Raw genomic sequence first — 13359 nt, 5'->3', positions numbered from 1 at the left:
TGGATTGGGTGGAACCCTTTGGCCAGGATGCATGCGTCAACGATTGCTTCTCTCGATCATCGCAACGATCGTCTGGTAAAGTTCGTCCTGCGCCTGTTGAGCGGTGATCTCTCCCGTCGCGGCAGCATTGGACAAGGTATCGGCCGCGCCCAGCATCGCCCAAAAACCGGCCTGCATAACCCCACTTGGCCCGATATACGGTGCCAACACCTTTCGGCACCTCTCGATAAAATCCAGTTGGTAGTCCCGCTTGACGGTCTCCAGTTCGGGCGAGCCTGCCAGCGCGGCCAGCACGCCGGGGATCTCACGGCCCTGGGCCAGCACGCATTCGACGTAAGACGATGCGATGACAGAAGCTTTCTCCTCCAAACCCGGAGCACTTCCTTCAAGAGCGGCGTCGATCAGCGCCGTCTGGCGCGCGTCGAAATCCTGATAGAGGGCGGTCAGCAAACCGTTGCGCGTCCGGAAATGGTCATAGACCACCGGCTTGGCGACACCGGCCTGTTCGGCCAGGCGCGGCAGTGTCAAAGCGTCGGTGCCTTCGTCGCGAACCAGGCGCCTCGCCACCTCAAGAAGTTGGCTTAGCCGCTGCTCGCGACTGAGACGAACGCGTTTCTCAGCGGCTTGGCTATAGAGTTCGCTCTTCGATCGCAACCATCCGCCGGCGTTCCCCCCGGCGGCCGAAGCGGCACGCCTTCGCATGCCGCACGCAGAGGATTTGTGTGCCTTATGACCGATACTTCACTTGTACGCCCGACCAACCGCAGGGCATGGTTGGGCCTCATGGCTGTCTTGCCCCTGGTCCTGCTCGTAGCCATGGACGGCTCGATACTCTATCTCGCCATGCCGCGTGTACGTCGGCCATCACGCCGACCGCCGACCAAGCACTCTGGATTCTCGACATCTACGGTTTCGTGGTTGGATCGCTGCTGATCGTCTTCGGCAATATCGGCGACCGTTTTGGGCGGCTGAAGCTGATCATGATCGGCGCGGTGGTCTTCGGTGCTGGATCGCTCGGCGCAGCCTATTCGCAAACGTCTGAAAGCCTGATCGCCTCACGCGCCCTAATGGGATTGGGCGGCGCGACACTGTTGCCCTCCGGGCTGGCAATCGTGAGCTCGCTGTTCCCCGATCCGCGCACGCGCGCTCAGGCGATCGGGATTTTTGCGGCGACTTTTGCCGCTGGATTCGCCATCGGGCCTGTCATCGGCGGCCTGCTGTTGCGGCAATTCGAGTGGGGCGCCGTGTTTCTGATCAATGTCCCCGTCGTGATCGGCTTCCTGATGTGTGCACCGGTACTGCTGCAGGAGGTGCGTTCGACTGCCTACGGGCGAATCGATCTGATAAGCCTCATCTTTTCCTTCGCTGGTATCCTGTTGTTCACATATTCGCTCAAGAGCGCTGCGGCGCATGGGTTCACGCCGACACTGTTGACCATCGGCATCGTCGGCATCCTTGCCATTGGGTTGTTCGTGCGCAGACAGAGCAGGATTGACTACCCGCTGCTCGACCTGGACCTGTTCCGAGACCGCATTTTCTCCATCGCCATCCTGACCGGCCTTCTTACGCTGGTTGTCTGGTCGGCCACCGGATATCTATCCGGCATCTATCTGCAATCGGTGCTGGGCTTTGATGTTTTCAACGCTGCGCTGCTGACGCTGCCAGGCGCGATCGTGCTGACGGCGACTTGCGTGGGCACCGCTCGCATCGTCGAGCGGATCGGCCGCAAAACTGCCCTTGTTGCCACACATCTGCTCATCGGCGTCGGCGTCCTCCTGCTGCTGTTCACGACCACCGAGGTCGGAATCGCGGCCTTTATCGCCTCGACCATGATCGCTGGCGTCGGATATGGGTTGTCCTTTAGCCTGGTGGCCGAGATAGCGGTGTCGGCCGTTCCTGCCGAACGAGCCGGTGCGGCGAGTTCGATTGCCGAGACCAGCAACGAACTCGGCAATGCGCTGGGAATTTCCCTGCTCGGATCGTTGGCCGCGCTGAGCTTCCGGCTGTTGGGTCCCGGCGTGGCCGGCACGCTCAACGAAACACTTGATCAGTCGGACCCTGAGATTATCGTGCGGGCCAACGAAGCCTTCCTCACTGGTTTACATGTCGCGGTCGGCGCCGGCGGTCTGCTGACCCTTGCAACTGGCATCATCGCGTGGCTCTGGCTGCCGAGAAAATTGCCCGAATGACCTCCGCTGCCAGGGAGTTAGATCCCCGCCGCCCTGGCGCGTGCCAGAAGCCTCTCGGCCAGCTTGAGATGCGGCCGGTCGTACATCTTGCCGCCGATGCCGACGACGCCGGGATTTCCAGCCGCCTCGAATGCCTGGACGATTGCCAGGGAGTGTTTCACCGCCTCGGTCGACGGCGTGAAGGCGGCGTTGATGACAGGCACCTGCGCCGGATGGATCGCCATCTTGCCGGTGAAGCCGTCGCGCTCGGCCTCGGCGCATTCCGCCGCGAAGCCGGTCATGTCGCGAAAATCTGGGAAAACCGTGTCGATCGCCGCGACTTCCGCGGCACCGGCGGCGAGGATGGTCATGGTGCGGGCGAAGCGGAACACATCGGTGTAGCGGCCATTCTCGTCGCGGGCCGTGCGCGCGCCGATTGCTGCCGAGAGATCTTCCGCACCCCAGGTCACGCCGACAAGCCGCGCACTTGCCTTGGCGTAGCTCGCGGCCGCCAGCACGCCGGCAGCTGTTTCGGTGATGATCGGCAGGATTTTTATCGCACCGTCCGGCACCCCGCTTTCGGCCTCGTGCACCCTGAGCTTGGCCGAGAGCTGCTGGACATCCTGTCCGCTGTTCGACTTCGGCAGCATGATGCCGTCGGGTTTCACTGGCACGAGTGCCGCCAGATCGTCATCCGCCAGGCCGGTAGAGAGATCGTTGATGCGGACATAGATTGCGGAACTGGTTTGATGCCCGTGTTCGGTGATGAAGCGTGCGGCGATATCGCGGGCCAAGGTTTTGTTTTGTGGCGCGACCGAATCCTCGAGATCGACGATGACCACGTCGGCGTCGGCGCCAATCGCCTTTTCCAGCTTCTTTTCCGAATCGCCGGGAACGAACAGCAGCGAGCGCATCGGTCAGGCCTTCTTCATCATCATCGCCTGCCTCGTGCATTTGGCGACGAGCACGTCGTCCTGGTTGTAGGCGCGGTGCTCGAATTCGACGATGCCGCGGTCCGGCTTCGACCTGGAGTCGCGCACCGACACCACCGTCGTCTCGACGCGGATGGTGTCGCCGTGGAAGACCGGATGCGGAAACACCGTCTCCTTCATGCCGAGATTGGCGACGGTGGTGCCGACGGTGATGTCGTTCACCGAAATACCGATCATCAGGCCCAGCGTGAACAGCGAATTGACCAGCGGCTTGCCCCATTCGCTTTTGGCGGCGAAATCGAAATCGATGTGCAGCGGCTGCGGGTTCAGCGTCATTACCGAGAACAGCATGTTGTCGCTTTCGGTGACGGTTTTCCGCAGCGTGTGCTGGAAGACGTGGCCGACGACGAACTCTTCCAGATAAAGCCCGGCCATGGTCGATCTCCTCCGCTGCCGCATCGCCCCGAAAATCGGAATCGATTTTTGGAAAGCACGATGCTTCAAAGTGTTAGCGTGCTTTGTGCGTCCGAAAGCGCGCAAGTCGCTCTAAGGGTTGATAGGCGCTGCCTACCGCGCTCGCAAGCCAGTTAACAAAGAGGGGCAGTTAACAAAGATGGTGAACCGTTCGTAAACCATTTCTGCCTACGGTCTTCACTGGGGCGGGAACGGACTCGGGCTAGGGGCATAGCGGACGGCATGGTTGTTTCGCATTTCCTGAAATGGATTCATACGGCAAGGGTCTCTGAGCGCGCCGCGGCAGCAAGCGCATTGGCTCGCGCCTACATCAATGCCGAACTGCCTTTCGAGGATCGCTGCGCGGCGGAGGCGGCGCTGACGCTGCTGCTCGACGATACCTCGTCGAAAGTGCGGCTGGCGATGGCAGAGGCGCTGTCGATGAGCCATCACGCGCCGCTGCAGATCATCAGCGCGCTGGCGTCCGATCAGCCGGAAGTCGCCAGCCTGGTGCTGGCACGTTCGCCGCTGCTTACCGATGCCGATCTGATCGACCGGGTTGCCGGCGGCCAGAAGGCGATCCAGAAACTGATCGCCGATCGTCCGCGCGTCTCCATGGCGGTCGCCGCCGCGATCGCCGAAATCGGCGAGCCGGAAGCCTGCGCCACGCTTCTCGCCAACAGCGGCGCCGACATCGCTTCGCTCAGCTTCCGCCGTATCGCCGAACGCCATGGCCATCTGCCTTCGCTGCGCGAAGCGCTGATATCGGATGCGCGTCTGCCCGCTGACTGCCGGCATATGCTGCTAATAAAACTTGGTGAAACGCTCAAGGGTTCGCCGCTGGTCCTGGCGCTGATGGGCCGTGCCAGAACCGAGCGCGTCATGCGCGACGCCTGCGTCAAGGCTTCCCTGACGCTGATCGAAGGCACGCGCCAGGAAGAACATGCGGCGCTCATCGAGCATCTGCGCCTGCGCGGCGACCTGACCGCAAGCTTCATCATTCGCACCATCGCGCACGGCAAGGTCGATTTCTTCGGCTCGGCGCTGGTCGCGCTCAGCCAGCAATCCGAACAACGGGTGAGGGCGCTGCTGGCCGGCGGGCACGACGTGGCGCTGCAGGCGCTGCTCCGCAGCGCTGGCCTGGCCGCGGCCACGCACGCCATCATCCTGCGCGCGCTGAAGGTCTGGCGGGAGGTCGCCAATGGCAAGCGCCTCGCCGGCGTCCAGGAAGTCAGCTGGCTGATGCTGAAGGAATTGGGCGGGCAGTCCCCCGAAGGCGATCTCGCCGGATTGGTCAAATCGATCCACCTCGATGCGCTGCGCGAAAACGCGCGCGGTCACGCGCTGGCGATCGCTGCTGCCTAGTGGTGAAAATCTGACGGTTGATACCCAAATCGAATTGCAGCAATGGGTGAAGAGCAGTCCTTGCGGCAGTTGCAAACTCAGCGGGAGATTGGCGACAACCCGAGAACGTCCTGCATGTCGTATTCGCCGGGTTCATGGTCTGAAACCCAGCGTGCGGCAGTCAACGCACCGCGCGCGAACATGCCGCGATCCAAAGCGGAATGCGACAGTGTCAGAATCTCTTCGTCGGCGGCAAATACCACACTATGCTCTCCAATGATGCCGCCGCCTCGCAATACGGAAAACCCGATTTCACCAAGCGCTCGCTCGCCAATAATACCATCGCGCCCGCGCCGTTCGACGGGAGCAAGCGGAACGCCCCGACCACTGGCCGCTGCTTCGCCTAGCATCAGCGCCGTTCCAGATGGTGCATCGATCTTCCGGCGATGGTGAGCTTCATGGACCTCGATATCCCAAACTTCAGCTGGGAAAGAGCGCGCGGCGCGCTCAACTAGGCCCACCAGCATGTTCACGCCAAGGGAGAAGTTGCCTGAACGCACGATCGCTATTTTACGTGCCGCCTCGGCGATCCGAGCGAGGTGAGTGTCCTCAAACCCTGTTGCGCCGATCACCATTGCTGGTCGACCCATCGCGGCGCACTTTTCTGCAAGCGCCGCCGATGCTTGGCCGGTCGTGAAATCCACGACGACATCCGCAGCGCGGAGCGCTGCGTCAACATCAATCAATCCGTCGACGACTTTTTCGGGGCGTCCGAAGCCTCCTACGAGCGAAAAGGCAGGTGCTGCGGCCACAGCAGCTAGTAATGCTCTGCCCATGTGACCCTGCGCGCCAGCGACAGCGATTCTAATAGCAGGCACCAATGTTCTTCCCTTAGCAACATCCAGATTAAACTCGACGGTTTCGTATCGATTTTGTACCGTCGCAGAAGTGGCCCATCGCGACAACGTCTACGGTCCGCAACGGAGTGATGGCAAGCGGCCTTGCGGCACAAGTGTCTGTCTGGATCAGTGTCCAAGCGTTTCACTCAGGAAAACATGTGAATCCTGAAACGAGCGATTGGCGGCGAGTTCATTGTATTGGAGGAAGTGGCCGAAGGACAAGATGCCCGTTTTCAGGTTCTCGGCGTCGAATGAGTGCGTGGCGTCCGGGTAGACGATGAGTTTGACGGGGCTCCCTTTGCCGCTGCGTTGCTCCATCATTTTCCGGCAGGCCGCCGCCGGGGTCCAATCGTCGCGTTCGCCGACTAGGATCAAGGTCGGAACGGCCATCTCACCACTCGTCACCGAGCATGAGGGATAGTAGGCAATCGCAGCTTGGAATTTCTGCTTCATAAGCGCTTCCGCAGCGCCAAGCTGGACGGCTTGCAGCACAGCGATTCCGCCAGCGGAGAACCCCATTACCGCGACGCGTCGAGAGTCGACGAAGCCGAGCGTCGTCAGGAATTCCAAGGCACCGTAGGCGTCGTTGACCCGATCGTAAAACAGCCGGTCGCAGGAATGCCGGATGCCGCGCGTCGTGAAACTGTCGACGGCCAATACGACATACCCCCAGGACGACAATTTCCTTGACCAGGCCTCTCTTTCCCAGAGGCCAAGGCCGGCACAGCCGTGAAGCAGGACGACAGCCGGGAACGGTCCATCCCCTGCTGGGCGTGTCAGGAATCCCTGTATCGGCGCGCCGGGAAAAACCTTTGGTTCTTCGCCACGCTGCCGCGCCATGCGCGTCTGAAACGGTGTCGGCTGGAATGTGGCGCTTTTGAACTTCACCAACTGGTCGGCATTCGAATGAAAAACTCCAAGACAACCAATGATACCGCACAAGAGTAGTCTGGCTGCAGTTCGAAGGAAGGCTGGTAGGCCAAAGTCGATCCAGCGGGTGTGCATCTCGGCTCCAGTCCCTTAGACTTCTTATCGACCGAGCTTATGCGCTGACCGGCAACGTCTTCAATGGGTCGGCTTCGGCCGCTCGACCTTGATCGCTTTAACGACCGCTCCTGGGCGCTAAGCAGCTATTGGCTCCCCCGCCGCACCGTCTCGGCAAGGCTGATACCGAGACGGTCAAGTTCGACGAAGAGGAACCTAAAGAGATTGAAAGAGAACGAGAGCGAAATCAGCAATGAGATTGACCGATAACGAGACCCGGCATAGCCGCGCGAAACCGTTGCACCCCCAATGCGTTGGGTTGGGCCGCAAGTTACCGGATGAGCCGACAGACCATTGCCTACGGGAGAGGACTGGCAATGGTCTGTTGGATCAGACCGACTTCCAGATTTAGTGTCCTGCTATACCTTTCGGCACCGCGGGCTGTGATCCCAGTCGCTTAGGTCACTCGATGACTTTGATGATCTTGCGTGTGCCTGGATCAACGACAACGGTCCGGTTGTCGACCATCACGTAACTGTATTTGGTGTCGGGAACTTCATGAAGCTCGACCGTCTCGGGCAGCGTTGAGCCGATATTGAGCTCTATCCCAGGGACCTTCACCGATGCGAGCGGCTGCTTCTTCACATATTCCCTGATGACGGTCTCCTGTTCAGGCTCGATGACTACGTCCTGAGCGGCAGCAGCGCCGATACCTGCCAGCAGCAGAAATCCTGCGGCTGCAGTGGAAAGTCGCATTTTCATAGTTGCCTCCTATGTGAGTCCTCTCGCGCCGAACAGCATTGTCACGCGCGATACTCACCGAACCCGCAGCAGCTGCAAAAGTTCCTTTGGCTGGGAGCTTCGGGCCGATCTCAGACAGGACCCAAGTCTCACTGTTCGCGCAACAGACTGGACATCGCACCATCCGGAACCGCGGCTGCCCGTAGTCGTTGCTCACTGTGAGTTCACGGGAGGAGCCTATGGAAAATAGCGTCCACCAAGCCCACTGGTTATTCGGTCCGGTCTTCCCCGTCTCCATCGCGTTCCTGACAATTGGAATCGTCGTTAGCTAGGGAATGCGCAGCAAGAGACCACCGCCATTCCTCGATTTGCGGGTGGTCCTGACCACGTCCGCCTAGGCGGGGCCTGTCAGCGGTTCCAAGGTGGCGAGGGCGGGCATCACCTCACATCAGATCTTCAGCAACCCCGTCGAATTTCTTGAGGCCTTCGCTTGGGGGCTTCTGCTTATGAAGTCCCTGTTCTGTTGCAGCCGCCTCGAAGGCGGCGAACGCAGCTTGGTGACTGCGATGTCCGGCCAGGCATTCCTCGATCATTCGGATTGCTTCAAGCCGGGACGGCTTGTCCATGAATGGCCATGGTTGCTGAAGCGCTTTCGCAGCGTCGGCTATCGACGCGACCACCATCGGCCTGTGATTCAGGTAGATTGTAATCGGGACAAACGCCGTCATTTTCGTCGCTCCCCAAGAGTGAAGGCGGTTAAACGCGAAGACATGGCGGTGGTTGCATCGTCGTGAATTCAGGGCGCCGCTGCCCGACGCGAACGGCCATGCCAGGCCCTAACCGCCGCCAAGATTCAGGACGTCGATGCGGTCGAGCAAAGGCGCGAGGCGCCGTTTCGTGGCAGCATGCCCACGTTGCGATAATTGCATGCGTGTAACGCGGCCGACCGTGGAGGGATGGACGTCGAACAGGCGGGTCGGCCTCGGACGCGCTCGCTGGCATTCGTCACTCTTCGCCATTTGTCTTCGTATTGCGCTCAGCTGAGTTCTTGGGCTAGTCCGATGAGGAGCCCTTCAGGCCCACGGATGTAGCAGAGCCGATACGCGTCTTTATACTGGACTACTTCGCCTTCGAGCTGCGCGCCGCGCGTGCGGAGCCTTTCAAGCGTCTCGTCGATGTCGTCCACGGCGAACATGACGCGGAGGTAGCCGAAGGCGTTGACCGGGGCGTTCCGGTGATCTGCGACGACAGGCGGCGTGAGGAAGCGGGAGAGCTCGAGCCGGCTGTGGCCGTCCGGTATGCGCATCATGGCAATCTCGACACGCTGATCGCCCAGTCCAGTGACACGTCCCGCCCATTCTCCCTCGATCGTGGCCCGCCCTTCGAGCTCGAGGCCGAGTTCGCGAAAAAAATCGATCGTCCCTCCGAGGTCTTCGACGACGATTCCTACGTTGTCCATCCGCTTGAGCGCCATGTTTCGAATCTCCTGGGTGTCGTTCCAATCTACAAGGTGTCGCCTAGTCTAACAGCGGACGCTTGAGGTGCCCCCAACACCGATAGATGATGACATGTGGACGTGCGGTCGTGTCCACATGTCTACAATTCTGCGGCCCCACGGGGCTAAGGACAGGCATCACGAACGGATGTGGTGAGAACGCCACATGCAGCAACCGAACAACCCGCCGCACAATCGTGCCGATGCAGAGGCACGCATGAGCGCGGCCCTACTGATGCCGCGCGAGCCGGTCCATGGATGCGTTTGCTTCGGCCAAACTAGCCAGCGCTTGCTCGACTTTTTGAGCCGAGGCGTCAGTGCGCTTGATGTGCCGGATCATTTGCTGCCTCAACCGCGCGAGCCTTTCCGCGCGATATACATCGCCGTATCTCGCAGTTTCAAGGTGGAGGGTCGCGAGCCTCATGGGCGACGATTCCGATTAGCAGTAGAAATTCGCGAATCCGCCTTTCGTTCCGATGTCCGAGGCGGCAAGCTGGGGTTCGCGGAATACGATCGCGTACGACGTTGCGCGGGACGGGCGCCAACTGGGATGTCTGACCACCGGACCATCGCCAGTGCGCTTCGATGTGCTGTGGGATTTGAACGCCGTCTGCGACAGCACCATCTCTTATGTCGGAGACCAGAGTTTGCAACCGTGGCGGTAGCGCGGTCTTGCCTTCTCCCCTTGTGGGAGAAGGTGGATCGGCGCGCAGCGCCGAGACGGAAGAGGGGTGTTGGCCGGAGTGCGGTTTTTGCCAAGCTGGAACACCCCTCATCCGACCGAGCTTCGCTCGGCCACCTTCTCCCACAAGGGGAGAAGGGGGAGCCAGACGCTCATATATCCAGCACTTCGGTCTCGGCGAATTCCGCGCGTTCCTGGATGAAGCGGAAGCGGGCTTCCGGCTTGGTGCCCATCAGCGCGTCGACCGCATCCTTGGTCGCCGCCTCGGCATCGATCACGTCGACCCTGAGCAGCGTGCGCTTTCTCGGGTCCATGGTGGTTTCCTTGAGCTGGGCGGCCATCATTTCGCCCAACCCCTTGAAGCGGCCGATTTCGACCTTGCCGCGCCCGGTGAACTCGGTGCGCAGCAGTTCGTCCTTGTGCGCATCGTCGCGGGCATAGGCGACCTTGCCGCCTTGGCGGATCGAGTAGAGCGGCGGCACCGCCAGGTAGAGATGGCCGTCGCGGACCAGGCTCGGCATCTCCTGGTAGAAGAAGGTGATCAGCAGCGAAGCGATGTGGGCGCCGTCGACGTCGGCGTCGGTCATGATGATGACCCGGTCGTAGCGCAGATCCTGATCGCGGTATTTTGACCGCGTGCCACAGCCAAGCGCCTGGATCAGGTCGGAAATCTGCTGGTTGGCAGCCAGCTTGTCGTTGCCGGCGCTGGCGACGTTGAGAATCTTGCCGCGTAGCGGCAGCACTGCCTGGCTGGCGCGGTCGCGCGCCTGTTTAGCCGAGCCGCCGGCCGAATCGCCCTCGACGATGAAGAGCTCGGCGCCGGCCGCGGCATTCTGCGTGCAGTCGGCGAGCTTGCCGGGCAGGCGCAGCTTGCGCACCGCGCTCTTGCGCGAGACTTCCTTTTCCTGGCGGCGGCGCACCCGCTCGTCAGCACGCGCGATCACCCATTCGAGCAGCTTCGAAGCTTCCTGCGGATTGTCGGCCAGCCAGTGGTCGAAGGGGTCGCGGATCGCGGCCTCGACGATCCTGATCGCCTCGATCGTCGCCAGCCGGTCCTTGGTCTGGCCGACGAATTCCGGCTCGCGGATGAACACCGACAGCATGCCCGCAGCCGAGATCATGACGTCTTCCGAGGTGACGATCGAAGCGCGCTTGTTGCCGACCAGCTCGGCATAGGCGCGTAGGCCGCGCGTCAAGACGTTGCGGAAGCCAGCCTCATGGGTGCCGCCTTCGCCGGTCGGGATGGTGTTGCAGTAGGAGTTGAGGAACCCGTCGCCGCCGAACCAGGTCACCGCCCATTCGAGCGAGCCGTGGCCGCCTTGCCTGTCGCTTTTGCCGGCAAAGATTTCGCGGGTGACCTGGAATTCGTCGCCGAGCGAGGCTTTCAGATAGTCCTTGAGGCCGCCGGGAAAATGGAACTCGGCCTTGGCGGGCGTCGTGTCCTTCTCCTTGATCAGCGAGGGGTCGCAGGTCCAGCGGATCTCGACGCCGCCGAACAGATAGGCCTTCGAGCGCGTCATCCGATAGAGCCGCGCCGGCTCGAATGCCGCACCCTTGCCGAAGATCTGCTCGTCGGGATGGAAGCGTATCCTGGTGCCGCGGCGGTTATGCACCTCGCCGAGCTGCTCCAGGCCGGTCACCGGAACGCCGCGCGAAAAGCGCTGGCGATAGAGCTGGCGGCCGCGCGCGACCTCGACCTCGAGATGGTCCGACAGCGCGTTGACGACGGAGACGCCGACGCCGTGCAGGCCGCCCGAGGTCTCGTAGACCTTGCTGTCGAACTTGCCGCCGGAATGCAGCGTCGTCATGATGACTTCGAGCGCAGGCTTCTTGAATTTCGGATGCGGATCGACCGGAATGCCGCGGCCATTGTCGGTCACCGCCAGATATCCGTCGGCCGAAAGCTCGACGTCGATGAAAGTCGCGTGGCCGGCGACCGCCTCGTCCATCGAATTGTCGATGACCTCGGCGAACAAATGGTGCATCGCCTTGTCGTCGGTGCCGCCGATATACATGCCGGGCCGCCGCCGCACCGGCTCCAGCCCTTCCAGAACCTCGATGTCGGCGGCACTGTAGCTCTCGCTGCCGTCGCGGGATGCCGGGCGCTTCGCCGCCTGCACCAGCGGGTCGGCCGGGCGCGCGGTGGCGCGAACCGGTTGCGGCTGCTTGTCCAGATTGCCGAAAAGATCGTTGCTGTCGTTCATGCTGGTCCTGGATTGCGATGCTGCGAATCACCACCCGATACTGCCACGCTTTTTGCGGGCAGGCGACGGAGGTTCCCGTTACGTTCGAGGATAGAGCCTCTTACTGCAAAACCATTCCACAACCAAGCGGCGGAAATGGGCCGAGGGCATCGACGCTTTGTAAACCTTGTCCGGAGGTTACGCCGGAAGGTTGGCCGAAAAAGGGTATTCGCGGATTGCTGCTGACCTAGAATGCGGCAGAACCCGAGAAGAGGCTGTCGCTTACGCATGTTGGATTACAGTTCGCTCCTGCTTGCGGCAGCGCTGTCGGGCACGTGCCTCAGCATCACCCTGTTTGCGATCTGGTGCACCGCGCCACAGGCACGCTTTGTGCTGACGGTGGCGTGCGGCATTCTCGTGCTCGTCGCACATGTGGTCTTGTTCTGGCACTATGCCAAGCATCCCAGCCCCTGGCTTTGCCAGATTGTACTTGCGCTTCTCAGCCTGGGCCTTCTGACCCTCTGCCTATCGGCCATGCAATATCTCGGCGTCCACGACTATAGGCGCGCCATCTTGCCGACCCTGGCTGCGATGGCGGTTTGCGCAGGCGCGACGTCGCTGGGCTTTGACGGCATCGGCTTCATCGTCACCTACGCGACGGTAACGGCGCTGCTCTCGCTTATCGGGGTGATGTTCTGGATCAAAGGTGGTCATGATCGCCGGATATTGCTGGTCGTTTCGTTCCTGAGCGGCGTCTGTGCGCTGTCCTTCGGACTTTGCGGCGCGGTCCTGCTGGTCAAGGGCCAATGGGTGCTCGGCGTTGCGCCCGACAACTGGGCCGAACGGTTGAATTCCGCCGTGGCGGTCGCCTGCATGACGGGGCTCGGCGCATTGACGCTCTCCCTGCACCATTTGCAGGCGCAGATCGAACTGAAGGCCGAGACCATGACCGACCCATTGACCGGGCTGATGAACCGGCGGGCGTTGACGGCATTCTACGGCGAGCGGATTTTCGGCCCGTTCATGTCTGTCGCCATGTTCGACCTCGACCATTTCAAGAAGACGAACGATGTATTCGGTCATCCGGTCGGCGATCAGGTTCTGCGCCGCTTCGCCGCTGTCGTCAGAAAATACTCCAGGACCGGCGTCGACGCCTTCCGGCTGGGCGGCGAGGAATTCGTCCTCGTCATGTCGCGGATGACTGAAGAGAAGGCTTACGACATTGCGAGCAAGATCAGCGTCGCCTTCGGCACGGAAGTCGTCGCCACCCAGCTTGGTCCGTTGCGCAGCACAGTCAGTGGCGGCATCGGCTTTGGCGGGACGGATGGCACCAGTCTCGACAATGTGCTGGCCGAAGCCGACGCCGCACTCTATGCGGCAAAGCGCGCCGGGCGAAATCGCGTCGTCGCCCAGAACAAGGCGAGCAAGGCCGACGCGCCGGCCTTGCGTTCTGCCTGATTGAGGCTTCTATCTTCTTG

At 61.5% G+C, this 13359-nt stretch carries 11 protein-coding genes and 1 pseudogene; 3 read left to right on the top strand and 9 right to left on the bottom strand.

Annotation, left to right across the window (positions count from 1 at the left end; all coding sequences use genetic code 11):
• Nucleotides 1-36: 36 nt before the first annotated feature.
• A complete protein-coding gene (locus AC0L2A_RS24865) occupies nt 37-702 on the bottom strand; it encodes a TetR/AcrR family transcriptional regulator (RefSeq protein ID WP_473611064.1) in 666 nt (221 codons plus the stop codon).
• 27 nt (nt 703-729) lie between these two features.
• On the opposite strand from AC0L2A_RS24865, the pseudogene AC0L2A_RS24860 reads away from it, so the two are divergent.
• Nucleotides 730-2189, top strand: a pseudogene (locus AC0L2A_RS24860) (MFS transporter).
• A gap of 17 nt (nt 2190-2206) precedes the next feature.
• Here AC0L2A_RS24860 and AC0L2A_RS24855 read toward each other — a convergent pair.
• Nucleotides 2207-3082, bottom strand: coding sequence for an HpcH/HpaI aldolase/citrate lyase family protein (locus AC0L2A_RS24855; protein ID WP_091597117.1), 876 nt, complete (start codon nt 3080-3082; stop codon nt 2207-2209).
• A 3-nt stretch (nt 3083-3085) separates the two neighbouring features.
• Nucleotides 3086-3559: a MaoC family dehydratase gene (locus AC0L2A_RS24850; protein WP_461435579.1), complete on the bottom strand. Its 474-nt coding sequence runs from the start codon at nt 3557-3559 to the stop codon at nt 3086-3088.
• 237 nt (nt 3560-3796) lie between these two features.
• Between AC0L2A_RS24850 and AC0L2A_RS24845 the strand changes: the two genes are divergently transcribed.
• The gene (locus AC0L2A_RS24845; protein ID WP_473611062.1) at nt 3797-4918 is read left to right on the top strand and encodes a DUF2336 domain-containing protein; all 1122 of its coding nucleotides are present in this window, start codon (nt 3797-3799) and stop codon (nt 4916-4918) included.
• A 77-nt stretch (nt 4919-4995) separates the two neighbouring features.
• On the opposite strand, the gene dapB is transcribed toward AC0L2A_RS24845, so the two are convergent.
• From dapB to parE, 6 genes are all read right to left on the bottom strand, one after another.
• The gene (gene dapB / locus AC0L2A_RS24840; RefSeq protein ID WP_027156273.1) at nt 4996-5778 is read right to left on the bottom strand and encodes a 4-hydroxy-tetrahydrodipicolinate reductase; all 783 of its coding nucleotides are present in this window, start codon (nt 5776-5778) and stop codon (nt 4996-4998) included.
• A gap of 144 nt (nt 5779-5922) precedes the next feature.
• Nucleotides 5923-6801 (bottom strand): dienelactone hydrolase family protein, encoded by an 879-nt coding sequence (locus tag AC0L2A_RS24835; RefSeq protein ID WP_473611061.1) that lies wholly within the window; start codon nt 6799-6801, stop codon nt 5923-5925.
• A 441-nt stretch (nt 6802-7242) separates the two neighbouring features.
• Nucleotides 7243-7542 (bottom strand): DUF1236 domain-containing protein, encoded by a 300-nt coding sequence (locus AC0L2A_RS24830; RefSeq protein WP_091597134.1) that lies wholly within the window; start codon nt 7540-7542, stop codon nt 7243-7245.
• 422 nt (nt 7543-7964) lie between these two features.
• Nucleotides 7965-8249, bottom strand: coding sequence for a DUF982 domain-containing protein (locus AC0L2A_RS24825; protein WP_473611060.1), 285 nt, complete (start codon nt 8247-8249; stop codon nt 7965-7967).
• 308 nt (nt 8250-8557) lie between these two features.
• Nucleotides 8558-8995: a VOC family protein gene (locus AC0L2A_RS24820; RefSeq protein WP_473611059.1), complete on the bottom strand. Its 438-nt coding sequence runs from the start codon at nt 8993-8995 to the stop codon at nt 8558-8560.
• A gap of 855 nt (nt 8996-9850) precedes the next feature.
• Nucleotides 9851-11902, bottom strand: coding sequence for a DNA topoisomerase IV subunit B (gene parE, locus AC0L2A_RS24815; RefSeq protein WP_091597149.1), 2052 nt, complete (start codon nt 11900-11902; stop codon nt 9851-9853).
• 267 nt (nt 11903-12169) lie between these two features.
• Here parE and AC0L2A_RS24810 point away from each other — a divergent pair, with 267 nt between their 5' ends.
• A complete protein-coding gene (locus AC0L2A_RS24810; protein WP_473611058.1) occupies nt 12170-13339 on the top strand; it encodes a GGDEF domain-containing protein in 1170 nt (389 codons plus the stop codon).
• Nucleotides 13340-13359 lie beyond the last annotated feature (20 nt).

Source organism: Mesorhizobium sp. WSM4844, assembly GCF_055811775.1.
The sequence above is the reverse complement of the archived record's forward strand: the minus strand, read 5'-3'. Positions and strand labels throughout refer to the sequence as shown.

Bases quoted from the DNA above. Each gene is read 5' to 3' on its own strand.
- AC0L2A_RS24835 (WP_473611061.1), bottom strand. From the start codon at position 6,801: ATGCACACCCGCTGGATCGACTTTGGCCTACCAGCCTTCCTTCGAACT.
- AC0L2A_RS24810 (WP_473611058.1), top strand. From the start codon at position 12,170: ATGTTGGATTACAGTTCGCTCCTGCTTGCGGCAGCGCTGTCGGGCACG.
- AC0L2A_RS24825 (WP_473611060.1), bottom strand. From the start codon at position 8,249: ATGACGGCGTTTGTCCCGATTACAATCTACCTGAATCACAGGCCGATG.
- AC0L2A_RS24850 (WP_461435579.1), bottom strand. From the start codon at position 3,559: ATGCGGCAGCGGAGGAGATCGACCATGGCCGGGCTTTATCTGGAAGAG.
- AC0L2A_RS24855 (WP_091597117.1), bottom strand. From the start codon at position 3,082: ATGCGCTCGCTGCTGTTCGTTCCCGGCGATTCGGAAAAGAAGCTGGAA.
- AC0L2A_RS24865 (WP_473611064.1), bottom strand. From the start codon at position 702: ATGCGAAGGCGTGCCGCTTCGGCCGCCGGGGGGAACGCCGGCGGATGG.
- AC0L2A_RS24820 (WP_473611059.1), bottom strand. From the start codon at position 8,995: ATGGCGCTCAAGCGGATGGACAACGTAGGAATCGTCGTCGAAGACCTC.
- AC0L2A_RS24830 (WP_091597134.1), bottom strand. From the start codon at position 7,542: ATGAAAATGCGACTTTCCACTGCAGCCGCAGGATTTCTGCTGCTGGCA.
- parE (WP_091597149.1), bottom strand. From the start codon at position 11,902: ATGAACGACAGCAACGATCTTTTCGGCAATCTGGACAAGCAGCCGCAA.
- AC0L2A_RS24845 (WP_473611062.1), top strand. From the start codon at position 3,797: ATGGTTGTTTCGCATTTCCTGAAATGGATTCATACGGCAAGGGTCTCT.